Origin of the sequence: Lysinibacillus sp. NPDC093692 (assembly GCF_050280125.1) — a bacterium.
Classification (GTDB): Bacteria; Bacillota; Bacilli; order Bacillales_A; family Planococcaceae; genus Lysinibacillus.
On sequence record NZ_JBNNUW010000023.1, the window covers coordinates 31,250 to 55,515 of the forward strand.

The 24,266-nt window shown below is 38.1% G+C and carries 24 protein-coding genes and 1 pseudogene; 12 read left to right on the forward strand and 13 right to left on the reverse strand.

What is annotated here, in order from left to right:
• Position 1 precedes the first annotated feature (1 nt).
• The 8 genes from ACQKN4_RS20210 to ACQKN4_RS20245 are packed head-to-tail and all read left to right on the forward strand — an operon-like array spanning position 2 to position 8,596.
• Positions 2-748 carry an SDR family NAD(P)-dependent oxidoreductase gene (locus tag ACQKN4_RS20210; RefSeq protein WP_079560090.1) on the forward strand — a complete coding sequence of 249 codons (747 nt, stop codon included), beginning with the start codon at positions 2-4 and terminating at the stop codon, positions 746-748.
• Positions 749-759: 11 nt separating this feature from the next.
• A complete protein-coding gene (locus ACQKN4_RS20215; RefSeq protein ID WP_427484640.1) occupies positions 760-2,214 on the forward strand; it encodes an aldehyde dehydrogenase family protein in 1,455 nt (484 codons plus the stop codon).
• A 25-nt stretch (positions 2,215-2,239) separates the two neighbouring features.
• Positions 2,240-3,268, forward strand: coding sequence for an ABC transporter ATP-binding protein (locus ACQKN4_RS20220; RefSeq protein WP_079560092.1), 1,029 nt, complete (start codon positions 2,240-2,242; stop codon positions 3,266-3,268).
• Complete coding sequence (locus ACQKN4_RS20225; protein ID WP_427484641.1) at positions 3,243-4,220, forward strand: ABC transporter ATP-binding protein; 978 nt, start codon at positions 3,243-3,245, stop codon at positions 4,218-4,220. The genes ACQKN4_RS20220 and ACQKN4_RS20225 overlap by 26 nt, the downstream gene beginning before the upstream one ends.
• Before the next feature lie 37 nt (positions 4,221-4,257).
• Complete coding sequence (locus tag ACQKN4_RS20230; RefSeq protein ID WP_427484678.1) at positions 4,258-5,229, forward strand: P1 family peptidase; 972 nt, start codon at positions 4,258-4,260, stop codon at positions 5,227-5,229.
• A gap of 18 nt (positions 5,230-5,247) precedes the next feature.
• Entirely contained in the window at positions 5,248-6,795 is a 1,548-nt protein-coding gene (locus ACQKN4_RS20235; RefSeq protein ID WP_427484642.1) for an ABC transporter substrate-binding protein, read from the forward strand.
• Between the two features lie 17 nt (positions 6,796-6,812).
• Positions 6,813-7,754 carry an ABC transporter permease gene (locus ACQKN4_RS20240; protein WP_079560361.1) on the forward strand — a complete coding sequence of 314 codons (942 nt, stop codon included), beginning with the start codon at positions 6,813-6,815 and terminating at the stop codon, positions 7,752-7,754.
• 14 nt (positions 7,755-7,768) lie between these two features.
• On the forward strand, positions 7,769-8,596 hold the full coding sequence (locus ACQKN4_RS20245; RefSeq protein WP_079560096.1) for an ABC transporter permease: 828 nt from the start codon (positions 7,769-7,771) through the stop codon (positions 8,594-8,596).
• On the opposite strand, the gene ACQKN4_RS20250 is transcribed toward ACQKN4_RS20245, so the two are convergent.
• A complete protein-coding gene (locus ACQKN4_RS20250) occupies positions 8,585-10,222 on the reverse strand; it encodes a PucR family transcriptional regulator (RefSeq protein ID WP_427484643.1) in 1,638 nt (545 codons plus the stop codon). The genes ACQKN4_RS20245 and ACQKN4_RS20250 overlap by 12 nt on opposite strands.
• Positions 10,223-10,435: 213 nt before the next feature.
• Positions 10,436-10,888 (reverse strand): MarR family winged helix-turn-helix transcriptional regulator, encoded by a 453-nt coding sequence (locus ACQKN4_RS20255; protein ID WP_079560098.1) that lies wholly within the window; start codon positions 10,886-10,888, stop codon positions 10,436-10,438.
• 202 nt (positions 10,889-11,090) lie between these two features.
• Here ACQKN4_RS20255 and ACQKN4_RS20260 point away from each other — a divergent pair, with 202 nt between their 5' ends.
• Entirely contained in the window at positions 11,091-11,531 is a 441-nt protein-coding gene (locus tag ACQKN4_RS20260) for a GNAT family N-acetyltransferase (RefSeq protein ID WP_079560099.1), read from the forward strand.
• A gap of 208 nt (positions 11,532-11,739) precedes the next feature.
• Here the strand turns inward: ACQKN4_RS20260 and ACQKN4_RS20265 are convergent, their stop codons facing one another.
• The 8 genes from ACQKN4_RS20265 to ACQKN4_RS20300 all read right to left on the reverse strand — a co-directional run bounded on the left by ACQKN4_RS20265 (position 11,740) and on the right by ACQKN4_RS20300 (position 18,492).
• Positions 11,740-12,105 carry a hypothetical protein gene (locus ACQKN4_RS20265; protein ID WP_427484644.1) on the reverse strand — a complete coding sequence of 122 codons (366 nt, stop codon included), beginning with the start codon at positions 12,103-12,105 and terminating at the stop codon, positions 11,740-11,742.
• Between the two features lie 177 nt (positions 12,106-12,282).
• The gene (locus ACQKN4_RS20270; protein WP_427484645.1) at positions 12,283-12,612 is read right to left on the reverse strand and encodes a nucleotidyltransferase domain-containing protein; all 330 of its coding nucleotides are present in this window, start codon (positions 12,610-12,612) and stop codon (positions 12,283-12,285) included.
• Positions 12,613-12,674: 62 nt separating this feature from the next.
• Positions 12,675-12,797, reverse strand: a complete 123-nt coding sequence (locus tag ACQKN4_RS20275; protein ID WP_276207738.1) for a hypothetical protein — start codon at positions 12,795-12,797, stop codon at positions 12,675-12,677.
• A gap of 108 nt (positions 12,798-12,905) precedes the next feature.
• On the reverse strand, positions 12,906-13,880 hold the full coding sequence (locus tag ACQKN4_RS20280) for a carbohydrate kinase family protein (RefSeq protein ID WP_427484646.1): 975 nt from the start codon (positions 13,878-13,880) through the stop codon (positions 12,906-12,908).
• 284 nt (positions 13,881-14,164) lie between these two features.
• Positions 14,165-15,079 carry a DMT family transporter gene (locus ACQKN4_RS20285; protein ID WP_427484647.1) on the reverse strand — a complete coding sequence of 305 codons (915 nt, stop codon included), beginning with the start codon at positions 15,077-15,079 and terminating at the stop codon, positions 14,165-14,167.
• Between the two features lie 168 nt (positions 15,080-15,247).
• Complete coding sequence (locus ACQKN4_RS20290; protein ID WP_079560104.1) at positions 15,248-16,498, reverse strand: glutamate-5-semialdehyde dehydrogenase; 1,251 nt, start codon at positions 16,496-16,498, stop codon at positions 15,248-15,250.
• A 12-nt stretch (positions 16,499-16,510) separates the two neighbouring features.
• On the reverse strand, positions 16,511-17,605 hold the full coding sequence (gene proB / locus ACQKN4_RS20295) for a glutamate 5-kinase (protein WP_427484648.1): 1,095 nt from the start codon (positions 17,603-17,605) through the stop codon (positions 16,511-16,513).
• Positions 17,606-18,108: 503 nt separating this feature from the next.
• Positions 18,109-18,492 (reverse strand): sodium:proton antiporter, encoded by a 384-nt coding sequence (locus ACQKN4_RS20300; protein WP_079560106.1) that lies wholly within the window; start codon positions 18,490-18,492, stop codon positions 18,109-18,111.
• A gap of 290 nt (positions 18,493-18,782) precedes the next feature.
• Here ACQKN4_RS20300 and ACQKN4_RS20305 point away from each other — a divergent pair, with 290 nt between their 5' ends.
• Together ACQKN4_RS20305 and ACQKN4_RS20310 are read left to right on the forward strand one after the other, a co-directional pair.
• Positions 18,783-19,406 carry a LysE family translocator gene (locus ACQKN4_RS20305; protein ID WP_094075065.1) on the forward strand — a complete coding sequence of 208 codons (624 nt, stop codon included), beginning with the start codon at positions 18,783-18,785 and terminating at the stop codon, positions 19,404-19,406.
• 14 nt (positions 19,407-19,420) lie between these two features.
• Complete coding sequence (locus ACQKN4_RS20310) at positions 19,421-20,221, forward strand: DUF1835 domain-containing protein (protein WP_079560107.1); 801 nt, start codon at positions 19,421-19,423, stop codon at positions 20,219-20,221.
• Between the two features lie 455 nt (positions 20,222-20,676).
• Here ACQKN4_RS20310 and ACQKN4_RS20315 read toward each other — a convergent pair.
• The 3 genes and pseudogenes from ACQKN4_RS20315 to ACQKN4_RS20325 form a co-directional block, all read right to left on the reverse strand.
• Positions 20,677-21,234, reverse strand: a pseudogene (locus ACQKN4_RS20315) (hypothetical protein).
• Between the two features lie 394 nt (positions 21,235-21,628).
• Positions 21,629-21,925 (reverse strand): hypothetical protein, encoded by a 297-nt coding sequence (locus ACQKN4_RS20320; protein WP_427484649.1) that lies wholly within the window; start codon positions 21,923-21,925, stop codon positions 21,629-21,631.
• Positions 21,926-22,321: 396 nt separating this feature from the next.
• Positions 22,322-23,203 (reverse strand): LysR family transcriptional regulator, encoded by an 882-nt coding sequence (locus tag ACQKN4_RS20325; RefSeq protein WP_427484650.1) that lies wholly within the window; start codon positions 23,201-23,203, stop codon positions 22,322-22,324.
• A 284-nt stretch (positions 23,204-23,487) separates the two neighbouring features.
• Here ACQKN4_RS20325 and ACQKN4_RS20330 point away from each other — a divergent pair, with 284 nt between their 5' ends.
• Complete coding sequence (locus ACQKN4_RS20330; RefSeq protein ID WP_079560110.1) at positions 23,488-24,240, forward strand: alpha/beta hydrolase; 753 nt, start codon at positions 23,488-23,490, stop codon at positions 24,238-24,240.
• Positions 24,241-24,266: the final 26 nt, after the last annotated feature.

Below are 24,266 nucleotides of genomic sequence, written 5' to 3' on the forward strand. Positions count from 1 at the left end.
CATGACAGTAGAGCAAAAGGTCATCATCGTTACAGGTGCTGGTGGTGGTATGGGAAAAGCCATTATTCAAGAACAGCTTGCAAAGGGCAATATTGCTGTAGGGCTTGATTTATCAGTAGCTTCTCTAAGCGATTTAGCGCACGATACCTTGCGATGCTTTGAGGTCAATGTCTTGCAAGAGGAGCGTGTGAACGAAGTATTCAAACAAATTTTTGACGAGTATGGACGGATTGATGGACTTGTCAATGCACTTGGTATAGCGCAGGCAGCAAAACCGATTGAGCAAGTAACGATGGCCGAGTGGAACCGCTTAATGGATGTCAATGTTAAAAGCTTATTTATTACAACAAAGGCAGTCGTTCCTTATATGAAGGAGCGGCTAAAGGGCTCAATTGTCACAATCGCTTCCATTTCTGCAGTACGACCACGCCCAGGTTTACAATCTTATATTGCATCTAAAGGGGCGGCGGAGAGTTTTACACGTGGTTTGGCTATTGAGCTAGCTCCGTTCCAAATACGTGTGAATACGATTCACCCAGGGCCAGCCGATACGCAGATGCTTTCTCAATTTACGGCACAAGGAGCGGACGTCGAGCAAACTAAGCAGAGTGTCTTTGTTCAATCGGTCCCACTTGGACGATTAGTGAATCCATCAGACATTGCTGGAGCAGTAAGTTATTTACTTTCTGATGCAGCAAGCATGGTTACAGGAACGACATTACATGTAGACGGTGGTCGTGGATTATAGGAGGGATACGCGTGAAGAGAATTCCAATGTTGATAAATGGTGAGTGGATACATGGTGATATAGAAGCATTATTGGATGTCATGAACCCTTCTACTGGTGAAGTCATTGCCCAAATTACGAATGCGAATAAAATCCATGTTGACGAGGCTGTACGCGCTGCGCGTGTAGCATTTGAAAGGGAAGAGTGGCGGCAAATAAAGGCTTATGAACGTGGGCAGCTACTTATTGAACTTGCCCGCTATATACGTCTGCATGCAGAGGAATGGAGTTTGTTAGAATGTCGTGATGTTGGAAAGCCGTTAACTCAAGCAAGGGCCGATATTGAAGCGGCAGCCCGCTATTTTGAGTTTTATGGTGGAGCTGCTGATAAAGTAATGGGGGATACGATTCCTATTGAAGACGGCATTTTAAATGCGGTAGTGTTAGAGCCTGTAGGTATTACCGTACATATCGTGCCTTGGAATTACCCTATTCAAATTACGGCAAGAAGTGTAGCAGCAGCAATTGCTACTGGCAATGCTGTAATTGTTAAAAGTGCGGAGGATACGCCATTAACTACACACGCTATAACGGAATGGTTTGTGGATAAAGTGCCAAAAGGTATCTTTCAGCATATTACAGGTTTAGGTCGTGATGTTGGACCGTATTTAACTTCCCATCCTGATATCAATCATATTACGTTTACAGGCTCTGTTCCAACAGGCATTGAGGTGATGAAGTCAGCGGCTGAGAATGTTGTCCCTGTAACATTAGAGCTTGGTGGAAAGTCTCCAAATATTGTTTTTTCAGATGCCAACATGGAGCAAGCGCTTGAAGGAGTTGTACGTGCCATTATTCAGAATGCCGGACAAACATGCTCGGCAGGAGCCAGACTCCTAATTGAAGAGCGTGCCAAAGAAAAATTCATGGCACAATTAGTACAAAAATTTCAGGCATTAAAAGTTGGTCCTGGTGAAGCAGACGCTGATATGGGCCCACTTCTAAATGAACGACAATATATGAAGATTTCAACACTACTGCAAAAGGCGAAAGAGGATGGCTACGTAGTTACTGGTGGTGAAACTCTGACGATTAAAGGCTATGAACAGGGCTATTATATTGAGCCAACAATACTAGCTGGAGTAGAAGCTAACGATCCACTCGCGCAGGAGGAAATTTTCGGACCGGTGTTAACAGTCTTTACGTTTACGACGGTTGATGAAGCAATTACCTTGGCGAATAGTACAGATTACGGATTAGTTGCAGGCGTTTGGTCGAAGGATTTGGATACTGCACATTATGTTGCAAGTCGTGTAAAAGCTGGACAAGTGTTTGTTAATAACTATGGAGCAGCAGGCGGAATTCAAATGCCGTTTGGTGGCTATAAAAAGAGTGGCATTGGACGAGAAAAAGGTTTTGTCGCGTTGAGAAATTATACGCAAATGAAAAATATTGCAATACGCTATGCACCACCTAATCAAATGTAATGAAATGTGAGATGGAGGGATGCATATGGATCAGCCAAAAGAAAATCAGGTGCTCTTAGAGGTAAAACATTTAAAAATAAAATTCCATTTAAAAAATGGTAAGCAGGCAAAAGTGGTCGATGATGTGAGCTTTACGATTCGTAAGGGAGAAACGGTTGCGCTTGTAGGTGAGTCTGGAAGCGGTAAAAGTATTACATCGTTATCAATTATGCGATTACTGCCTATTCCACCAGGAGAAATTACAGCTGGTACCATTAAACTTAATGGTAAAAATCTCTTAGACTTTAAAAATAAAGAGATGAGCAATATAAGAGGCAATGAAGTTAGTATGATTTTTCAAGAGCCGATGACATCATTAGATCCTGTCTTTACAATCGGTAATCAAATGATAGAAGGCATTCGTAGACATCAAAGGATATCAAAAAAGGAAGCGCGGGACAAATCTCTGCAGCTTTTAAAAGAAGTGGGTATTGCTAATGCAGAGAAGGTGATTGCCGAATATCCACACCAATTATCAGGTGGTATGCGCCAACGTGTCATGATTGCGATTGCAATGTCCAATAATCCTCAACTGTTAATTGCTGATGAGCCAACAACGGCACTTGATGTAACAGTACAGGCTCAAATTTTAAAGCTTATGATGAAGATGAAGGAAGAACATCAATCGGCTATATTATTTATTACACATGATATGAGCGTTGTAGCAGAAACGGCAGATCGCGTTCTAGTTATGTATGCCGGACAGATTGTAGAAGAAGCGCCAGTGCGAGAGCTTTTTATGAATCCAAAGCATCCATATACAACGGCTCTTTTGAAAACAATGCCTAATCTAGAGACAGATGTTAAACGATTGCCGTCAATTCCAGGAACTGTTCCACCAGCTTATGCGTTACCAGAAGGCTGCCGTTTTGCATCACGCTGTCCATTTGTGATGGCACAATGCCGTGACGTGCAACCTGAGGCAATCCATATTCAAGACGAGCATAAAGTACGCTGTCATTTATTTTCAGAGAAAGGGGCGCATGATCATGACGAAGAAAGAAGCCTTGCTTGAAATAAAACATTTAAAAGCGTACTTTCCTGTAAAACGTAAGTCGATGAAGGAAGAGAAAAAGGTCATTAAAGCAGTCGATGACATTTCTCTAGAAATTTTCCGAGGTGAGACGCTTGGGATCGTAGGAGAATCCGGCTCCGGAAAATCGACGTTTGGACGAACTATTTTAAAACTCGTTGAACCGACGGACGGAGAAATTATATATAAAGGACAGCCTATTCAGCAGTTAAAGGGAAGTAAACTACAAACTTATCGAAATCAAATGCAAATGATTTTTCAGGATCCGTTTGCATCACTAAATCCTCGTATGCGAATAGGTGCCATTATCGAAGAGCCGATGAAGCTGCAATTTACATTAACGAAAGAGCAGCGCAAAGAACGTGTAAAGGAGCTTTTACACAAGGTAGGTTTACCAGAGGATGCTATGCAAAAGTTCCCGCATGAATTTTCCGGGGGCCAAAGACAACGAATCGGTATTGCGCGGGCTCTTGCTATTCATCCAGAGTTCATTATTGCAGACGAACCTGTATCTGCATTAGATGTTTCGGTGCAGTCACAGGTATTGAATTTAATGATGGATTTACAGGATGAATTTCATTTGACCTATTTATTTATTTCCCATGATTTAAGTGTTGTAAAACATATTAGCGATCGAGTAGCTGTGTTGTATTTGGGGAGGGTAGTGGAAATTGGCGCGAAGAAAGAATTATATGCAAATCCTCTGCACCCATATACGCAGGCGTTGCTATCCGCCATTCCAGTGATCAATTTTGATGAGCCGAAACAAGAAATACCGTTACAGGGTGAATTGCCAAGCCCGATGAACCCTCCTGTAGGCTGTGTGTTTCATACACGTTGTCCCTATGTGATGGACAGATGTCATCAGGAACGGCCAGAGCTTCAGGAAGAAAATAACCATCAACGGGTAGCTTGCTTTTTATATGATAAATAGACTGAAAAATCAGTCTTTGCGAAGTGAGGTGTGTATGATGTTTGGAAATATTACAGATGTGCCTGGAGTTAAAGTAGGGCATGCAGAAAATAGTGAAGGAATTACAGGCTGTACAGCGATTTTAGTGGAAAGTGGTGCGGTGTGCGGTGTCGATGTAAGAGGCTCAGCGCCGGGCACTCGAGAAACTGATGCACTTGATCCTATTAACGAAATTGAGCATGTGCATGGGATTTGCCTATCTGGAGGAAGCGCATATGGATTGGATGCTGCGACAGGAGTCATGCAATTTCTAGAGGAGCGGGGTGTTGGCGTACAGGCAGGTGTTGCTACAATTCCAATTGTTCCTAGTGCGGTGCTGTTCGATTTATTTATCGGTGATCCAAAGACAAGACCTACTGCTCCAATGGGCTATGAAGCCGCTAAAAGTGCGGTTGTTGGTCCATTTGCAAATGGGAATACAGGGGTTGGTTATGGTGCGACTGTAGGAAAATTGGCGGGCCCTCAATATTGTATGAAAGGGGGACTAGGCAGCGCCTCTATAGCTGGCAAAGAGGATGTTGTAGTGGGTGCCATTGTTGCTGTCAATGCTGTTGGAGATGTGAAAGATCCTACTACAAGAGAAACGCTAGCAGGAGCAAGGGATCCGAAAACAGGGGAATGGATGGATTGCTGTACGTATTTAGAGGAGCATGTGCAATCGGAAGCATTTTCTGGTACGAATACGACAATCGGTGTCGTTGCAGTGAATGCCAAGCTGACAAAAGCAGAGGCGAAAAAAATAGCCCAGCTTACACAAAATGCTCTTGCACGGACAATTTATCCAGTACACACAATGCTGGATGGAGATACAATTTTCGTGCTTGGTACAGGGGATAAAAGATTTCCGGTGGATTATTTGGGCCATATGGCTACAAGAGTCATGGAAGAAGCGATCATTACTGGCATTAAAGCTGCTGATAAATTAGTTGAAGTAGAAAGCTATAAAAGCATTCAAATAATGAGCACATAGAGAATAGGGGGAAATGACATGAGACTAAAGAACAATTGGTCGTTGCTGTTATTGACAATGATAGTCGTTTTACTAATGAGTGCCTGTTCAAGTGATGATAAAAAGAATGCAAGTACTAGTGGAAAGACAGTAGCGGATTTACCACAAGAAATCGTAGTACGTATAAATGACGACCCAGATTTTTTAGATCCACATAAAGCAACAGCGTCTATATCGTACCAAATGATTCTTAATATTTTTGAAGGACTGATGGCACCAGAAACAGATGGTACTTTAAAAGAAGGTCTAGCCGAGAGCTATCAAGTATCTGAGGATGGTTTAACTTATACATTTAAAATTCGTCCGAGTGTGAAATTCCATAATGGTGGGGATTTAACTGTTGAGGATATTCAGTATTCATTTGATCGTTTAATGGGGAAAAACGGCGGCGAAAAGATGTCAAATAGCTTTGATAATGTTGCGTCAACGGAAGCACCAGATGCCAATACATTTGTGATTAAGCTAAAGGAGCCAAACTCCAACTTCTTATATTCATTAACAGCACGTCAATCAGCTATCTTACCAAAAAGCAATGATGGAAAGCATAATGAAAACCCAATAGGTACTGGACCATTTGCATATGTAAAATACTCACCGGGTACAAATTTAGAACTGAAGAAAAATGAAAACTACTGGAAGGAAGGGTTACCATACTTGAATAAAGTGACGTTTACCTTCCAATCGGATGATCAAGCAGCGATTATGAGTTTAATGGCCAATGAAGTCGATTTAACGAGTGTTCCGTGGCAACGTGTAAGTGAAGTAGAAGGTAATTATAACTTATCTCATCAAAATAATAACTCATCATTAATCGTTACATTTAATGAAACGAAAGCACCTTTTGATAATGTAAAGGTCCGTCAGGCAATTAACTACGCGATTAGTAAGTCCGATATTATTGACTCAGTGTTTGCAGGTTATGCTGTACCACTTGGTTCAAACATGAGTCCAGCGATGGGGGACTATCAGAAGAAAGGCTTAGAAGATATGTATAAGCGTGATGTGGAAAAAGCTAAAGCATTATTAACAGAAGCGGGCTATCCTAAAGGCTTTAAAACGAAAATTACAGTATCTTCGCATAATGATATTTATTCAAATATCGCGCAAATCGTTGCGGATAATTTAAAGGAAATTGGCATTGATGTAGAAATTGAGGTTGTAGAATGGGGAATTTGGCTAGACCGAGTTTACTTTGGTCGCGACTATCAAATGACAACAATCGATTTAACGGGTCGTGCTTCTGCTTATGAAATTATAAATGATTACATTTCAACTAATGATAGTGAAAACTTCTTCAAATTTAAAAATGATGAATACGATAAAATTATGGTAGACGTTTTAAAGGAAAGAGATCAGGCGAAGCAAATTGACTATTATCATCGTGCACAGGAAATTTTAGCTGAGCAGGCAGCAGCGGTATATATCGCAGATTATCAAATTGTTTGGGGCTCTAAGAAGCAAGTTACTGGATTAAAGAACTACCCATTCTGGTTCCACGATATGTCTGAGGTGAAAATTTCTAACTAGAAAGGGATGAGTGCTTGATGATGTATATAATACGTCGGTTCATCCTGTTAATAACTACTATCCTTCTAGTGTCGATAATTACATTTGGTGTTTTTCAAATTTTACCTGGTGATCCGGTTCAGACGATGTTAGGTACTGAAGCGGATCCCACACAAATTGAAAATTTGCGATCAGAGCTTGGCTTGAATCGCCCCCTTTATGAGCAATATACAGATTGGGTGAAGGGATTATTAACAGGGGAATTAGGAAATTCTATTCGTTTTTCAATGCCCGTAAAAGACTTACTGTTTGATAGACTACCTGTAACGATGTCATTAGCTGGGCTCACCCTCGTAATTGTGTTACTCATTTCCTTACCGTTGGGGATGTTTGCGGCGAGAAGACAAAATAAGTTTAGTGATATGTCGTTGTCTACAGTGACGCAAGTTGGAATGGCCATTCCTTCTTTCTGGCTAGGAATGATTCTCATTTTATATGTTGGACTGCAGTTTAGCTTCTTTAAAATAAGTGGCTATATTCCGTGGACGCAAAGTGTAGCAGGAGCGTTAAGTACACTCGTTCTCCCGGCGTTAACAATTGCTATTCCACAAATTGCGGTCAATTTCCGCTATGTTCGTACGTCAATTTTAGAGCAAGTTCAGCTCGATTATGTGCGTACGATTCGTAGTAAAGGGATGTCTGAGCAAAATGTTATGTATAAGCATGTCTTAAAAAATTCGATGATTCCAATATTAACGGTATTTGGATTGATTATGGCTGAAGTTGTTGCTGGAACGATTATTGTGGAGCAAGTATTTTCACTGCCCGGCGTTGGTCAACTTCTCATTACAGCTATTAGTAATCGTGATTTTCCATTAGTACAGGGAATCGTTATGTATATTACTGTTGCGGTGGTCATGATTAATTTTATGGTCGATATTTTATATTCAGTGTTAGATCCTAGAATCCGATTACGATGAGCGAGGTGGATACGATGAAACATATACAAAGATACATGAAAAATATTAATTTAATCATTGGTCTACTAGTCATTGTCGGTTTTCTAATCATCATGATAATCAGCTTTTTTTATACACCTCATGATGTGAACTCGATGAATATACCCCAAAAATTACGTAGCCCAAGTAGTGATTATCTATTTGGAACGGATGAATTTGGTCGTGATATTTTTAGCCGTATTATGAAAGGAACACAAACGGCATTTGCAGTCGGTTTACTGACGGTATTTATCGGAACAATTTTTGGTATTTTAATTGGTGGTATAGCGGGGTATGTAGGTGGCTGGATCGATGAAATTTTTATGCGCATGATGGATGCATTAATGGCCTTTCCGGGAATTATACTAGCTTTAATGCTCGTAGCGGTATTTGGGCCGGGAATTGTTAATACGGCTATTGCATTAGGCATTATTGCCATACCGGCCATTGCTAGAATTACACGTGGTGGTTTCGTCCAACATCGTGACACTGAATATGTTTTAGCAGCAAAGTTAATTGGTGTAAAACCTTATAGCATTATGTTTCGTCATATATTACCTAATATTTCATCGCAAATTATCGTCGCTGCCACTGTGACCTTTGCGACTGCGATGCTTGCGGAGGCGGCACTTAGTTATTTAGGGCTTGGTGTGCAGCCACCAAACCCTAGTTGGGGACGAATGTTAAAAGATTCACAAGCCTATTTAGTGGGAGCCCCATGGTACACTTATGCGCCAGGCGGAGCTATTACAGTACTTGTATTAGGTTTGTATATGCTTAGCAATGCGTTGCGCGATTTTATGGATCCGCGTTCAAAAGCGTAAAATATCCGGGGCTGTTTTTTTCAATAAATCATAGGCCTTCACCGCTATTTCTATATTGAGACGATGAGGGGCTTGTAAAAAGTCAGCACCAAAAATATTTTCTAGTCGTTCAATGCGTTTATAGAGTGTTTGGCGGACAATAAATAATTGTTCAGCTGTATCATTTTTGGCACCATTGCATGCTAAATATACACAGAGCGTTTGATAAAGATCATTACCGTTTTTTTGATCAATTAACAGTATTTCTTGTAAATAATCTTTAACATATTGCAAAAGTGCGACATGATCCTGATGTAATAACAATCTGTATACACCTAAATCCTTGAAGTAAATAGAAGAAGCAAGTTCATTATGTTGCATTTGAATAGTTGTTTTTGCTTCCTTATAGCCTTGATGTACACTATTAATGGATTGATAAACATTACTAATGCCAAAGGTAAGGGTTATTTGCTCGAAAAGCTGTGGCGTTTTTCGGGCAATAATCTGCTTTATAGCTTGATTAAATGGGTCACGATTTTTTTCCATATCATCTGCTGCAATATAAAACGCAAGGATAATTATTTCATGCTGTCGAACCGAAACGGTAGGGAAGAAGCCAAGTTTTTTTAGGATGGAACGAACAAACATGACATTTTGCAGCTGGATTTCTTGCCAGTCTTCCTCTGTAAAAGTATCGGCATAATCAAGAATAGTAAATACGATGACACGATAAAATAAGTTGCGACTTTCCATTGGCAAAAAGCTTTGATAATATTGAAAATCAATAGGCTGACCTTGTATTAAGGAGAGGATAAATTCATCCTCTCGGCTTTGCTTGCGTTCCTGTAGCATTCGATTGCGCATTAAGATTTGAGCAATAGACATCGTTGCACGTTCAAGATTTAACAATGTATAGTCGCTTGGCTTCGGCAGTACAGAATGCATACATAAATAACCCCATACTTGTCCAAGTCCATTGACCGGAATGATGACGAAATGATAGTTGTCAATGGATAGAAGTTGAAGGGGTTCTTGTAATTCTAATTGCTGACAGTGGTCCTCTAAAATTTGTAAATACTTTTTGGCTTCTATTGGATAATAAAAGCTTTTTGTATCTTCGGAGACAAATAAAAATAATGCATCTGTATCTTGATAAAGCACCTGTAAAATTTTTAAAATTCCATTTGGCATTAACGACAATTCCATAAAAGTCTTTGAAATCGCATCAAGCTGTGTTAATGCTTGCTGATGCTGATTAATAATGTAAGTATGTAGATCCTGCGTAATATCGATAAATCTTACAACCTCTTCAAAAATGATGATAGGAAAATCATGAGCATTAGCCATAGCAACCAGTTCTACAGGAACATAATCAAAATAATCACCAATCTCAATACAAAGAGCTGCAGCACCGTTGCGAATAAGATTTTGCAAATAAGCGATTTGTGTTTCACGCTCTAACTGTAAACCTACCCCAGTTGTTAAAATGAGCTCTCCGCCATTTATTAAAGTATCAAAATTTTTAATTTCTAATATATGTGTCCATAGTACTTGTCGATTTAGTCCTTGTTGTCCAGCGATTAACTTGGCAGATTCAAAATGCTTTCGCTTTAATACATCACGTACAAGTAGAGGATGTTTCGACATAAATAAGCACCTACCCTTCGATGTACAATAATTATGTTAGATTAATCAGAAAATTTCAATAATAACTAGAATAAAAGTTAGAGGGTTACCGGACTGAGAGAAGGAAAAGACCATAAAAAGGTTTGCAATTTTGATATGGTCAACTGTATTGAAATAGGTATTCTTCGCGAAGAAAGGCGATTCCAAATGCTCGAAAAGCACAAGGAGTCGCCTTTAATAATTTCGTTTATGTCCTTTTTTTACGTATTCCCAATCGGTTTCAATGTTTTGACGAATACGAACTAAAAAGTCTTGAACACTGTCCATTTCTTCAGGAGAAAAACCATCTAATGCTCTAGCATTCGAATAGTCTCCTTCTCGCTTTAAAAATGGATAAATCTTTATACTTTTTTCTGTTGGGAAAAGTTGCTTGTTTTTCTTGTTACCTACTTCACTACGCTTTTCTACAAAACCTTTAGTCTCCAACTTTTGAATCGCTCGGGAGGCCGTTGTGCGATCTACCTTCAATAGTTCAGCAACCTTTTCTTGAATAATACCAGGGTTTTCACAGATGCGAGTGACATACAAATACTGTCCCTTTGTTAGATCGAGTTCTTTAAACTCAATATTACTAATGGAATCAAGTGCCCGTGCAATCGCACCAATATCTCGTAAAATTTCCTTCATTGATTGCCTCCGAAATATATTGTATTTGCAACAAAAAATACTCTATACTATATATTATCATCCATGAAGGGAAATTTCACTTCATATCTACAGGTGGTTCTCTTTTCCAAACTTACAGTCTGAAGCGTAGTGGTGTATAACGGCGCAGTTGACAATTCTACCAGTGGTCACCAAATTCAAGTAATAATCAGGAGGAATAAAAATGAACACAAAAAAAATTACAGATGAAAAAGATTTACAAACAGCGTTTGCGATTCGTCAAAAAGTTTTTATTGAGGAGCAAAAGGTGCCAGAGGAAGAAGAATTTGATGAGTTCGACACGCTAGATGCAGCATGTGATCATATTCTTGTGTACTATAACGATCAACCTGTTGGTACTGGCAGACTACGAGTTGTTGATGGCTATGGCAAACTAGAGCGTATATGTATATTAATAGAATTCCGCAAATTTGGTTTAGGTAAAGTAATTATCCAACGTTTAGAGGAAATAGCACTTGAAAAAGGTTTAGCAAAATCAAAATTAAACGCGCAATCTTATGCAGAAGGCTTTTATGAAAAATTAGGCTATAAACGTGAAGGTGAAGAATTTATGGATTGTGGCATCCCGCATATTTTAATGAAAAAACAATTTCATAAGGCGTAGAGTATTCATTATTTATTATAAAATAGCAAACTAGGTTTTATTAGTTTGCTATTTTGTTTTAACTTCTTTCAGCGGGTTTCCAAACACCCGCTGAAATAGAGGAACTCAGTCTGAGAACGCCACGTTAGCACTGCGCTTTCGCACAAAAAACATCGCAGGCCTAAGCATAACGCAGATTCCGGACGCAATTATGTCGAGGCATAATTGATTACAATAGCTCTCTTATTTTTTCTTTATTCGGCGCATTTGCAAATATCCAATCTGATTCATTATTAAAGGCGTTCACTAATTTCTTAACGGCGACCTCATGTGTCTCAAGGCTCATACAATTCATGATATGGACTATCTCATTTAATGGGTCAGTGGGTAAAGATTTATCTAGCGCTTTAAGTCCAAGTACAGCTCGTTCAGGGCAATATTTATGCAGGAGTACTTTAGCGAAATGTTCTAAACTATTCCGCAGTAAATGAACGCACCAAATCTCATTTTCACGTTTAGCACTCCAATAATATTGATACAAATACCAAACAGTATCATCTATTGCATCTTGAAATTCAAGAGGCGTTAATGACAAAGTGTTTTTTTCTGTTTAGCTGTAAGGATTCTATTCGGATCAAATAATATTTTAACTGCTTTCAGCGAGTGTCCAAACATTTACTGAAAGAAGTTAAAGCCTCCGGCGGATGTCACAGAATCGGTAAGGGGTTCTTTGTGCAAGCACAAATCCGATTCCGGACGCAATTATGCCGAGTCATAATTGATGGGCATCTTTATCACTTATTTCAGAGGGTGATAAGGTAAATAAATCGATATGAATCATATCTTCATATACGGCTAGTAGCTGCGGGGCAAAAATATAAATTTCATCAACGAATAATGTTTTCATATAAGTTTCAATATGCTTCTTGCGATTGGGTAAAAATGCTTCAATATTTTCTTCCTTCACAACGCAATACATATCGATATCTGAAAATTCATCATGCTCCTCTCTAGCCATAGATCCTCTTAAAAATACAGCTTCAATATATTGATCATCTTTTAGACTTTCAAGTAAAATCTTCACAACATAATCCAAATTCAAATATATCCGCTCCTTATATTAAAACAAGCTGCCCAAAGTATATTTCGAGCAGCCTTATTTTGCTAGATTTCTTTTACAACAGTACCTGAGAAGCTATCGTGAGGACGAAGTTGTCCGTTTTGTTGTTCGAACGATTCTGGATTTTTCAAGTAATCGAATGAGCTAATTGAGTCACGATATACCATCCGTTTCAAAACTCCAGCTGTGAAATTACCAAATCAATTAGAAATGCTTTTGTTCGTTTTTTTTGTAATAGATTTCATCGGAGTTCCTCTTCATAAGTTTCGAAATTTTCAAAGGAACTGATTGTCTTTAAATAGCAATTCTTGTTTAGTGAGGTAAGATGCAATGGCCCCATATTTTTCTGTCGAAGCGCCTGCATAGCTATTCGCGAATGTAAGGAGGGAGGTAGCATGCTGCTGACAATAATCGATTAGATTGTTTGCTGTAATCTGCTTGCTAAGGAGAATGGCTAACAATGCACCGATGAAGGCATCACCCGCTCCAGTTGTATCAATCGCATGAACCTTGTCAGCGGGTACTTTAATATGAAGATTTTTCGTATTAAGACTTGCACCTTCTGCTCCACGAGTAATGATAAGTACTTTTACTTTCCCTTGAAATAATGAATGGACGGCTGTTTCTTCATCCTCAATCGCTGTTAAAAATAAAAGCTCCTCCTCGGACAATTTAACGATATGGGCCTTTGGTAAAAATTCTAAAATCGTTTGACGACATGCCTTCACATCATTCCAAAGTGGCAAGCGAACATTTGGATCAAAAGAAACAAGACTCCCTGCCTGATGAGCCTGTTCTATCAGGGCCACATGTGCATGTTTCATTGGGCTTTCCACTAAATTAACTGAACAAAAATGAAGAATATCTTTATCTGTTAAAAGATTAGGTGGCAGTTGCTCTTTGTTGTATTGTAAATCTGCTGCGTGGCGGCGATAAAATAAGAAATCTCGGGCTCCATCACTTGTCAGTGAAACAAAGGCTAGACTTGTTTCACCCTCAATAGTTTGAACAATATAGTTCGTATCGACATCGGCATTTTTTAATGTTTCTACTAGAAAATCTCCAAAAGCATCCTGACCTACTTGTGTAATGAGGGCTGCTTGTTGCTCAAGCTTTGCACAAACAGCTGCAACATTGGCAGGGGCTCCACCAGCATTTTTAGTAAATTGCTCAACTGCAGCAAGGGAGGCATTTTGTTCAGTAGATGTAAAATCAATTAATAATTCACCAATTGCATAAAGTTTACTCATGGAAAAACCTCCTTTATATCAATTTCGCCTGGTAATTGGTGCTGTCGCACAGAAAAAATTGCCATAAGGCGTGGCTTTCCGTCGTTTTGCCTTTTCTATCTGTCACTCAGCTGGACCCTTCCTTCGCTATGCGCATTGTATCCGTCGTTAAGCCAGTCGTTTCTGTCTGTTGTATTTGAATCCGTCGCTCAGCACGATCGTTCCGTCATCTTGCCCTCACATACTTAGACTGAATTCCTTATTTCAGCAGTTGTTTAGATATCCGAACCACACCACATTCACCTTTAAAGGTAGGGGGGTTCCGTAGCTGACGCTTCGCTTTCGCTACGAGGCATTCGCTTTTTCTTTGGTACGTAAATAGTGTAGAAAATACCGCCAAAAATTAATACAATACCAGCTGTTTGCATAAAGCTCGGCATAAAATCAAGTAACAGCATATCAAGCAATATTGCCACAACAGGGTCAACAAATACTAATACTGAAACTAGTATGGTAGAGAGGCTACGAATACTATCAAAAAATAAATAGTAAACAAATCCTGTATGAATAAAACCTGTTCCTAAAATATATAGCCAGTTTGTAGTCGTTAAGCTTTCAAATAATGAAAAATTAACAAATGGCAATAGTATGATAATTCCGACCGTTGTTTGGATATATGTTAATGCGTAGGAGCTAAGCTTTGTGATCGTTTTACTTGTTAACATCGTAAATGCGTAAAACAATGCAGACAGTAATGCCCATATAAAGCCTGATTTCATAAATTCAGAGAGGGACATAAAATTATTTAAACCAATAATAAACATACTGCCGATAAAACAAGTTAGTGTTGCTAGTAAAGCTTGAATAGTCATTTTTTCTTTTAAAAACAATGCGCCAAAAATTAATACGAATATTGGTGCTAAATTATAAATAGAAATCGCAATGGAAATCGACATCTCTTCAAAGGCTTTAAATAAAAATACCCAGTTTAAGACAATAAAGACACCGCATAGAAGTGTACGTAATATTTCTTTTTTATCCCATTTTTCCGTCTTATGCCCACCAGTGATAAGCCACATACCGCCAAGGAAGAGGGTGGCGCAAATACATCTAATAAATACTAGCTCGATTGCAGGTACGCCCGTATGAACGGTGAAAAATCCAATAGAGCCAAAAAGGGCCATTGAAACAGTTAGTTTGATAATCGCTGAAATGTTCATATAAAACCTTCTTTCTATTAAAATTTTTGACGCTTGAGAAAGTAGGGGAGACTTAACGTTTATTTCGCCCCGCCCCTTCTACAAATCTTTCAATCTTAAAACTTCATAAAATAAGCGAAGAAAGCCGACAGTGTACGTACGTCAACTGTCGGCTTCATTGTTCTACAATTATTCTCGGATTTGGCCGTTACCGTGAATGAAATACTTTGTAGATGTTAACGCAGGTAACCCCATTGGTCCTCGAGCATGTAATTTTTGCGTACTAATGCCGATTTCTGCACCGTAGCCAAATTCAAAGCCGTCTGTGAAGCGAGTGGAGGCATTGTGATAAACAGCGGCAGCATCTACGCTATGTAAGAAAGTATCTGCTGATAACTGATCCTCTGTCATGATGGCTTCAGAGTGGTTAGTGCCGTATTTATTAATGTGCTCAATTGCTTCATAAACGTTTTCCACAATTTTAACGCTAATTTTTAAATCTAAATATTCAGTTGCATAGTCTTCTACAGTTGCTAGTTGCGCGAAATCAAGAGCTTGACAGACAGTATCATCGCCGATAATTGTCACACCAGCTTGATGTATAGCACTTAGTAGCTGTTTGCCGTGCTCATGAAACCATTCAGGATGAATAAGTAAGCTTTCTGCGGCATTACAAACAGAAGGGCGCTGAGTTTTTGCATTGATGCAAATCTTTTCTGTTTTTAAGTAATCGGCCGTTTGGTCTACATAAATATGACAGTTGCCAGCACCTGTTTCTAGTACTGGTACAGTGGCTTCATTTACTACTAAATCAATAAGTGCCTTTCCGCCACGAGGAATTAAAACATCTAAGTATTCTTTTAAATGGAATAATTCTTTGACAGTTTCGCGATTTGTATCCTCGATTAATTGCACAGTGTCCGCAGGGATAGACGTTTTGCTAAGTGCACGATGAATACTTGCCACTAGCGCTACATTCGAAAATTTAGCAGAAGAGCTACCGCGTAAAATGACTGCATTGCCTGTTTTTAATGATAATGTTGCAGCATCTACTGTTACATTAGGGCGTGCTTCGTAAATCATCCCGATAACGCCAATTGGTACTAGGCGCTTTTCAATTAGTAATCCATTATCTTTTTCTATTCGCTCTAAGAGACTACCTACTGGATCATTTAATTCAACTAGTAAGTGGATAGCACTTGACATTGCCTCTACTCGTTCTTTGTTTAGCATGATGCGATCGAGGGTAGAAGCGGGCATTCCTTGTGTCTCGCCATTTGCTAAATCCTTTGCATTTTCAGCAATGATCATATCTTGGTCGATTAGTAATTGCTCAGCAATTTTTGTGAGAGCCTCATTTTTCTCGCAAGTTGTTTTAATATTTAAAATATAGCTTGCAGCCTTAGCCAGCTTTCCTTTTTGTTGAACTTCACTTGTCATGTGAATTCCTCCTTAATTTGTTTGAATTTTTAGCCATTTATCTCGGTGAATGACCTCAATGGGATAGTTCGCTAACTCGTCTGTACGTTTTCCCATCGCATGTGCTAACTCTAGGGAAGAATATAAGACCTCACCACGGCCAAGCAGTCCCTTGTCACTATAGACTTCGACAACGTCGCCAGTTGCGAAGTCGCCTTCGACACGATATACACCAGCAGGCAACAAGCTTTTACCATTTGCCAATAATGCATGTTCTGCACCGCTATCTATAAAGATTTTACCAGATACTTCCGTTAGTGCAATCCACTGTTTATTATTCGTTAAAACAGCAAGCGCGTCATGCTCAACATACGTACCATCACCACGTCCTTCTACTATATCGACAAGTTTATTAGCACCGTGACCAGTTCCGATAAACACCTTGACACCTGCATTTAAAGCTGCTCGAGCTGCTAGTAATTTGGATTCCATACCACCTGTACCGACCTTAGACCCTGAACCATCTGCAAAGCCAAGCATCTCATCAGATACCTCTGTTAAACGATCAATACGTTGTGCATCAGGATTTTTAGATGGATTGGCATTATACAGGCCATTGATATCTGTTAAGATAATGAGCTGATCGGCATGTATAAGACCACTTACAAGTGCTGATAACATGTCGTTATCTCCAAAGGTTAATTCGCTGACAGATACCGAATCGTTTTCGTTAATGATAGGTAAAATGGAGCGTTCTAATAATTCCTCAAATGTGGCACAGGCATTTTTATAACGCTCTTTTTTTGAAAAATCAGTGCGTGTAAGTAAAATTTGAGCAGGCACAATATCATAAATGCTAAATAAAGCATTGTAGGTTTGAATCAGTAAACTTTGCCCAACTGCCGCGGCAGCCTGCTTACCTTTTAATGTGACGGGACGAGAAGGGTAGCCTAGCTGTTTAAAGCCCGCTGCTACTGCACCTGATGAAACAAGCAATACTTCATGACCGTATTTTTTTAATTCAGCGATCGCTTGGACATGGTCCATTAAACGTATTTTATCAATTTCACCTTTTGCATTTGTTAAGGAGCTACTCCCAATTTTGACGACAATTCTTTTTCTTTCCATAGCAATACCTCCAATTCGCCATTACACTTGTACTATGATTTAAACTTTAGCAGCTACTAAGATTTCGCTAAATTTAAAAATAAAAAAACCTTTTCATCCTAAAAAATTAGGACGAAAAGGTTTACTTTCCGTGGTACCACCTAGATTGAACATCATTGACATTCCACTTTGCTCATAACGCTTGAGACTGCGCCTAGTTAGCTAGGACGATTTACGAAGTAGGTTCTTTAGTCTTTCTTGTACAATGCCTTACAGCCGATGGGCATCGCTCTCTGATCAAGCAGTTTCTAGGTACTAATCTTCGCTCGCTTATATTGTATAATTCAATATCTTTGTTGAATGGACCTTCATCAATTATTTTGGTTGGTGTCCGATTTCTATACAGAATGCACTACTTTAGCATGTCTGTCAAGCTGATTAGGAATGTTAATAGAAAGTTTTGAATAAAAAAGTAGGTATTACTGAACAATCGAGAGTACCGTGTAGGAGCAACATAACCTTGTTTATTTGAACCACCAGATTGCGATTAATAGTGGGAGCATCGCTAAAACAATCACGAAAGAACTCCATACTATTTGTTTTCCTGAAGACATATTTTTCGGTTTAATACTCATTTGTTCATATAGTTCGTTGATGGAACGTTGCTCTTTTGCATAAAGCATAGTTTGAAATTCATCGTAATCTTGAATATAACTTGAGGGAGGGCGAGGGCTAAAGCGTAAACTTCGAATATCGTCTGTAATCTCTTTTTCACCCATCCAATAAGTAATAACTGGCGCTAACCCTGAAGTTTGCGTAGCCTGTACCCTGATGTCATGTGTTTTCATTTTATAATAGACATTTCCTTGCTCGTCTTCATATTGCTTTACAATATCGCTTACTGCCATCAACAAACACCTCTTTCTCCCAAATAATCCGACTTTTAAGTTATGATAATATTTATTATAATGGATTAAGGTAGAAAAGTATTGCTGAAACGAGCAGAATTGGTTAGGGGATTTTTTGTAAAAATTTAGAAAAAGTATATTGGTATATAGTATAATGTTAAGAAATACATTTTATGGTTATTATTTTTTGGAAAGTAATTTTTCTACTAAAAGTAGAGTTAGTCGGAATAAAAATTAATCTCGCTTATGATGAGTATTTTTGTGAAAAGTAATAGAAAGAAGGGATAGTTTTGGCATTTTCAACCTTAATGGCGTTTTTAGGGGCGGCAATTATTTTAACTATAATGCCAGGTCCAGATAATTTATTTGTTCTTGCACAAAGCATTGCACAGGATAAAAAGGCTGGTATAGCAACCTCACTTGGCTTATGTACAGGTTTGCTCGTTCATATAGGAGCGGCGGTTCTCGGTATCTCGGCTATTATTTATCAATCAACAGTTATTTTTTCTATTGTTAAGTTTGCAGGAGCGGCGTATTTATTGTATTTAGCATGGCAGTCGTTTCGTGCGAAAGGTGATCCGTTCACAATGGAACAGCAAAATGTACAAGCCTATGTGACTTTATATCGGAAAGGTATTTTAATGAATATTTTAAATCCAAAAGTTTCTTTATTTTTCTTAGCACTATTGCCACAGTTTGTAAATCCTTCTAATGGCCATGTAGGTTTACAGATGCTAGTTTTGGGTATTGTATTTTTAGTACAAGCGCTTATTCTGTTTTCATTATTTAGTATTTTTGCCGGTAAAGTAAGAAAAGTAATTATTGGGAAGCCTGCAATTGCTAAACGATTAAATATGATTCAAGGTGTACTTTTCACTTTTATTGGAATACAAATAGCGCTAAGTAAACAGTAAAATGGGGGATTTTTATGGCAATTTTACATATAACGTTTAGCTTATCTACGCAAGGCTCAATTAAACATGCAATACGACAACATCATTTACAAAGAGAGGAGTCAGTGCTTAGTGTCAATGAGATTTTCTCGATTGGTCCGCTAAGCAGCTCAGAAGAACGAAAAAGCTGGTTAAGAGCCAATATCTTTAGGGACAGTGAAGAACGTGAATTGAACGAGGATCTTTATAAAGAATGGAAGAAAAAAATTGCAGGTTTACCGTGCGATGTTGATGTCTGGGTATGGTACAGCCAAAGTACTCATGAAGAGATTGGGTTACGTTATGTCATGAGCAAGTTGATCAATAAATGTAGTATGGTATATGGGATTGATGCCACAGATGGCCTGAAACGTGTACAACCAAATATGATGATTCGTCAAACAGGTGAGATCTCACCAGACTTGCTTATGAAACTACGTTCGGAGGCAAAGCGTTTTTCTATTGATGAGTGTCAACAATTTGCTAATGAATGGGAGGCGCTAAAACAAAACCCTAGTACATTGCGAGTTTGGCAAGATGGAATTGTCCATGTAGCGGAAGATGCATTGGATCCTATTATTATAGAATGTGCCGAAAGAGCTCATGCAGAACTAAATGAGGAATGGCTTAAACCGATGCGTATCATCGGTGAAGCAATTGGTTCAATTGATGAGTATTTAGGTGAAGAGTTTGTGGAAAAACGACTAATGACACTTGCAAAGCAGGGACTTTTTGAGGTTGATGGAGATACAACAGATATGTATTCGTATCAAGTAAAATATGTAGGGGAAAAATAATAAAACTGCTTCCAGTAACCACCTTTCATTTGAAGAAGGTGGTTTTTTGTAGTTCAAGAAACTTGGAAATTCATCTAAAGGACTAACTTTTCCACAATTGAGAATAAAGAAAAGCGAGTAACAATTGTTATATAAGGATATAGGAGTAGAGGATAATTAGTCTATTATAGAGGCTGGTTATCCTCTTTTTAATACATACTATTTTAAAAATATAAGGGTTGATTAATAAGTATATATTATATAATGTGAATATTCAGAAATGATAATCGTTTGTATGCGAGAAGATATAGCCTCGGTCCGAGGTAGGACTCCGAAGAAACTAAGTTTCGAACCTTATAGAACCAACATTCCAATCAACACTATGAGTTAAGCACCTTCTATAACATATCAACAGGAGATGATTGATGAATGGAGTTAGAAGTTTTAGAAGTACCGATGGATAACAATAGGATTATCTATATTTCCGCATGTTCTTTCATTAATTTATCAAGTGCTTTACCATAAGCATCTTTGTTTTCCTTACTTAACTCATAAAGTGCACTTTTTCAATTTTCTCCATCTACACCTGATAAATGTGGAGTACTTTTTAGTACAGCTTCTTGCATATTCGGTTTATCCTCTTTACTAGCGTCTTTAATAAGCTTTGTTGCTTTTCTTGCATCTGTTACCCCTACTTGTATGTCTTTGTGAATGTCTTTGTATTTATCAGGAACTTTTATATACTCCATATTGTCTAAAATCTTATCCATCTTGTTTGCTGTTTTTAAAATATCTTTTTCTTTTTCTTTGTCTTCCATAGCTTTCATCGAGTTTACTATGAATAAATCCTTCATGTATTGAAACTCTACTAATTGTTCACAAATATAATAGGGATACTGTTTCTCTGATATTACTGTTTTCATTGTTGATTTGCTTAACTGCTCAGTCTTAGGAGTAGACTCTTTATTTTCTACCGCACAACCTACTAATAATAGAATAGGTATTGCTAATGATACGAGTTTCGTTGCTTTCATTATATATCCTCCTTTTAGAAATTATTGTAATTAATTAACATATTGTACCACAACGTAAATTATAAATAATAGATATATAAAATTCCTATCATTTGAAAGAAGTGATTTGTCATAAATATTGGATGTATATTCCATACATGTCAGGTTTACATAACGCATCATTATCGGTAGCAAGAAAAAATTCTTTAATGAATGGAAAGTTCCTTCTTCAACTAAACTGCCTCGTTAGCTCAACAAGAAAAAAGATGCTGCCGCAGCAACACCTTGTCTAACTCTTGCACCCCGTTACATTCGTGGCTTTTTGTTGTATTTCCAAACTTTCATTTGGGAACGTTATTTGTATATTGAATTAATAATATCGTACATTTTTTACATACATAATTACTAGGTTTAGCTATTTAACATATTGAATATACCCTAGCATATCAGCAACAATGAAAGTAGCTATTATGCCCAATAATAGACTTAAAAGTAATCTAAACTTTTGCCATGTAAAATAAGGTGTATCAATATCGCTATGGTTATCATTCGTCCGTTCTAACAAATACCACATAGAAGGTAGAATGATGAAGGATACGATTAGTTGTTTCCATATGGGTAAATGTAATGGTAAATCTGGTCCTTCTTCTATAAAAAGAAGAATTGTAGCAATAATCATACCCATAGCATACTTTTCAAGATATTTCTTCATGTAATACCACATTTCATTTAAAAGTCATTTAGATATTATACCAAAAAACAAGCGGACTAATTATAAACATTTTAGCCTTCTGATTCCCTCAAACCTTCAGAAAATTACCAAAGCGTCGTTTGGTAATCTTTCGTAAAAAGTTGTTATTCAACAATCTGGCCCGATTGTTGAACAATAAGTTAAACAACACTCTTCAACTAAACTGCCCTATTAGTTGAGTAAGACAAGACAAAACAAAACAATAATCGTTACGAACAGAATCATAAAAATAGACCAAACATATTTTATATATAAAATATGTTTGGTCTATTTATTTACATACGTTTGAAGGTTGTCACCCTAAGATAATGGTCGTTACTCACTTTAATGCTTTACCCATTCTATATGAATGAAAGATTACTTCTCATCGTAAAAATCGAATACAAATTGCTGAAATTGTCGTGCTGATGGTGGAAGGTATCGATTTTCAATCCAAGCCATACCTATGGTCCGTTCACAAACCATATCCTCAACACGAATTTTCGCCAATTTATTTGGATTCAAGTCTTCATCAACAGGTAGCAACGACACGCCAAGCCCAGCACTTACAAAACCAGCAACTGTAGATACTTCATCACCTTCAAACGTAATTTTCGGCTTGATACCTGCAGCATTTAATAATTTATCAGCTGTGCGACGTAATGCGTAACCCTTTTTCAACAGAACAAAATTTTCATTTTCAAGTTCCTTCATTTTGATGCTTTTACGGTTCGCGAGGGGATGGTCAATCGGCACCATAATAAAAAGCTCGTCTCGCCATAGCTCTTTCCAACAAACAGGTGGCTCTGTGTCAATCGCTGCGAGTAAGCAAAGATCTAACTCTCCCGCAAGTAATTGCTTCAACTGGGAGTGTGAGTAATTTTGTGTAAAGTGAAAGCGAATATGCGGATGGTTCTGACGGAAGGAACGGATCAAGTCGGGTACAATGCTAGTCCCTAGAGTATGTAAAAATCCGAGTGATACATCTCCTAGCTCTGGGTTATTCAGCTCCTGTAATTCAATAACTGCTTTTTCGTACTCCTTACGCATGCGTTGGACACGATACAAAAAAAGCTCGCCATATCGGTTGAGCATAATCGAGCGTCCTTGACGGTCGAACAAGGGTACTCCTAATTCCTCTTCAAGCTTTGAAATAGAGCGACTTAATGCTGGCTGAGAAATCGCTAATGCTTCAGCTGCACGAGTCATATGCTCAAGTTTAGCTACCGTTACGAAATACTCCAATTGCTGCCACTCCATTTTTTCACCTCTATTCTCGTTATTTTTGAGTTAACTGCATTATAACGGTAAAAGAGTAGGAAGTATAGGCGCCAAAAAAATTTAAAAAAGATGGAGTACTTAAAAAGAGAAATGAGAAATGAAAGTAGCTGAAAGTGTGATAGTACAGCCGTTAACCTTACATCATTAATGCATGAAACACATTAATATGATAAAAACTATAAATTGTACATTATGAATAAAGGGTGTTAAGATAGACACATAAATTACACAATTACAAATTTCCGTGAAGGGGATATTATAAAATGAATTTTTCTAAGCCACAACCTCTAACAATTGAGGGAGGCAAAAAAGCCGTACTATTACTGCATGGATTCACAGGTAGCACAAAAGATGTGAAAAAGCTAGGAGAATTTTTATCAAAACGTGGTTATACGGTTCATGCACCGATTTATAGTGGGCATGGTGTAGAACCAGAAGCATTACTTGAAACAAAACCAGAAGACTGGTGGAATGATGTTGTGGAAGGTTATAACTTCCTAAAAAGTAAAGGCTATGAAGAAATCGCGGTAGTAGGAATTTCGCTTGGCGGCGTATTTTCGTTAAAAGTAGCAGAGACATTTCCTGTGAAAGCATGTGTTGCCATGTGTGCACCAATCACACGCGATAACTCAAAAGGCTTATTTACACGTTTATATCATTACGCTCGTTTATATAAACATTTTGAAAATAAATCAAAAGATCAAATTATTTCAGAATTACATGAATTACGTATTACACCTAAGGATTCATTAGATGGTGTGACACGTTTAACGACCGAAACACGTGATGATTTATCTACAATCAAAGCACCTACATTAGTATTACAAGGTTCATTAGATGATGAACTTTATCAAGAAAGTGCACCATTCATTTTAAATACCGTGGAAACAGACGATAAAGAGATTATTTGGTATGAAAATTCTGGTCATATTATTACTTTAGATAAAGAGCGCGAAAAAGTGTATGAGGACGTATATAAGTTTTTAGATCATATAGAGTGGTCAGTAGCAAACTAAGGGCTGTCAGCAGACAGCTCTTTTAG

Bases quoted from the DNA above. Each gene is read 5' to 3' on its own strand.
- ACQKN4_RS20210 (WP_079560090.1), top strand. From the start codon at position 2: ATGACAGTAGAGCAAAAGGTCATCATCGTTACAGGTGCTGGTGGTGGT.
- ACQKN4_RS20220 (WP_079560092.1), top strand. From the start codon at position 2,240: ATGGATCAGCCAAAAGAAAATCAGGTGCTCTTAGAGGTAAAACATTTA.
- ACQKN4_RS20225 (WP_427484641.1), top strand. From the start codon at position 3,243: ATGACGAAGAAAGAAGCCTTGCTTGAAATAAAACATTTAAAAGCGTAC.
- ACQKN4_RS20230 (WP_427484678.1), top strand. From the start codon at position 4,258: ATGTTTGGAAATATTACAGATGTGCCTGGAGTTAAAGTAGGGCATGCA.
- ACQKN4_RS20235 (WP_427484642.1), top strand. From the start codon at position 5,248: ATGAGACTAAAGAACAATTGGTCGTTGCTGTTATTGACAATGATAGTC.
- ACQKN4_RS20240 (WP_079560361.1), top strand. From the start codon at position 6,813: ATGATGTATATAATACGTCGGTTCATCCTGTTAATAACTACTATCCTT.
- ACQKN4_RS20245 (WP_079560096.1), top strand. From the start codon at position 7,769: ATGAAACATATACAAAGATACATGAAAAATATTAATTTAATCATTGGT.
- ACQKN4_RS20250 (WP_427484643.1), bottom strand. From the start codon at position 10,222: ATGTCGAAACATCCTCTACTTGTACGTGATGTATTAAAGCGAAAGCAT.
- ACQKN4_RS20255 (WP_079560098.1), bottom strand. From the start codon at position 10,888: ATGAAGGAAATTTTACGAGATATTGGTGCGATTGCACGGGCACTTGAT.
- ACQKN4_RS20260 (WP_079560099.1), top strand. From the start codon at position 11,091: ATGAACACAAAAAAAATTACAGATGAAAAAGATTTACAAACAGCGTTT.
- ACQKN4_RS20275 (WP_276207738.1), bottom strand. From the start codon at position 12,797: ATGGTATATCGTGACTCAATTAGCTCATTCGATTACTTGAAAAATCCA.
- ACQKN4_RS20280 (WP_427484646.1), bottom strand. From the start codon at position 13,880: ATGAGTAAACTTTATGCAATTGGTGAATTATTAATTGATTTTACATCT.
- ACQKN4_RS20285 (WP_427484647.1), bottom strand. From the start codon at position 15,079: ATGAACATTTCAGCGATTATCAAACTAACTGTTTCAATGGCCCTTTTT.
- ACQKN4_RS20290 (WP_079560104.1), bottom strand. From the start codon at position 16,498: ATGACAAGTGAAGTTCAACAAAAAGGAAAGCTGGCTAAGGCTGCAAGC.
- proB (WP_427484648.1), bottom strand. From the start codon at position 17,605: ATGGAAAGAAAAAGAATTGTCGTCAAAATTGGGAGTAGCTCCTTAACA.
- ACQKN4_RS20300 (WP_079560106.1), bottom strand. From the start codon at position 18,492: ATGGCAGTAAGCGATATTGTAAAGCAATATGAAGACGAGCAAGGAAAT.
- ACQKN4_RS20310 (WP_079560107.1), top strand. From the start codon at position 19,421: ATGGCAATTTTACATATAACGTTTAGCTTATCTACGCAAGGCTCAATT.
- ACQKN4_RS20320 (WP_427484649.1), bottom strand. From the start codon at position 21,925: ATGAAGAAATATCTTGAAAAGTATGCTATGGGTATGATTATTGCTACA.
- ACQKN4_RS20325 (WP_427484650.1), bottom strand. From the start codon at position 23,203: ATGGAGTGGCAGCAATTGGAGTATTTCGTAACGGTAGCTAAACTTGAG.
- ACQKN4_RS20330 (WP_079560110.1), top strand. From the start codon at position 23,488: ATGAATTTTTCTAAGCCACAACCTCTAACAATTGAGGGAGGCAAAAAA.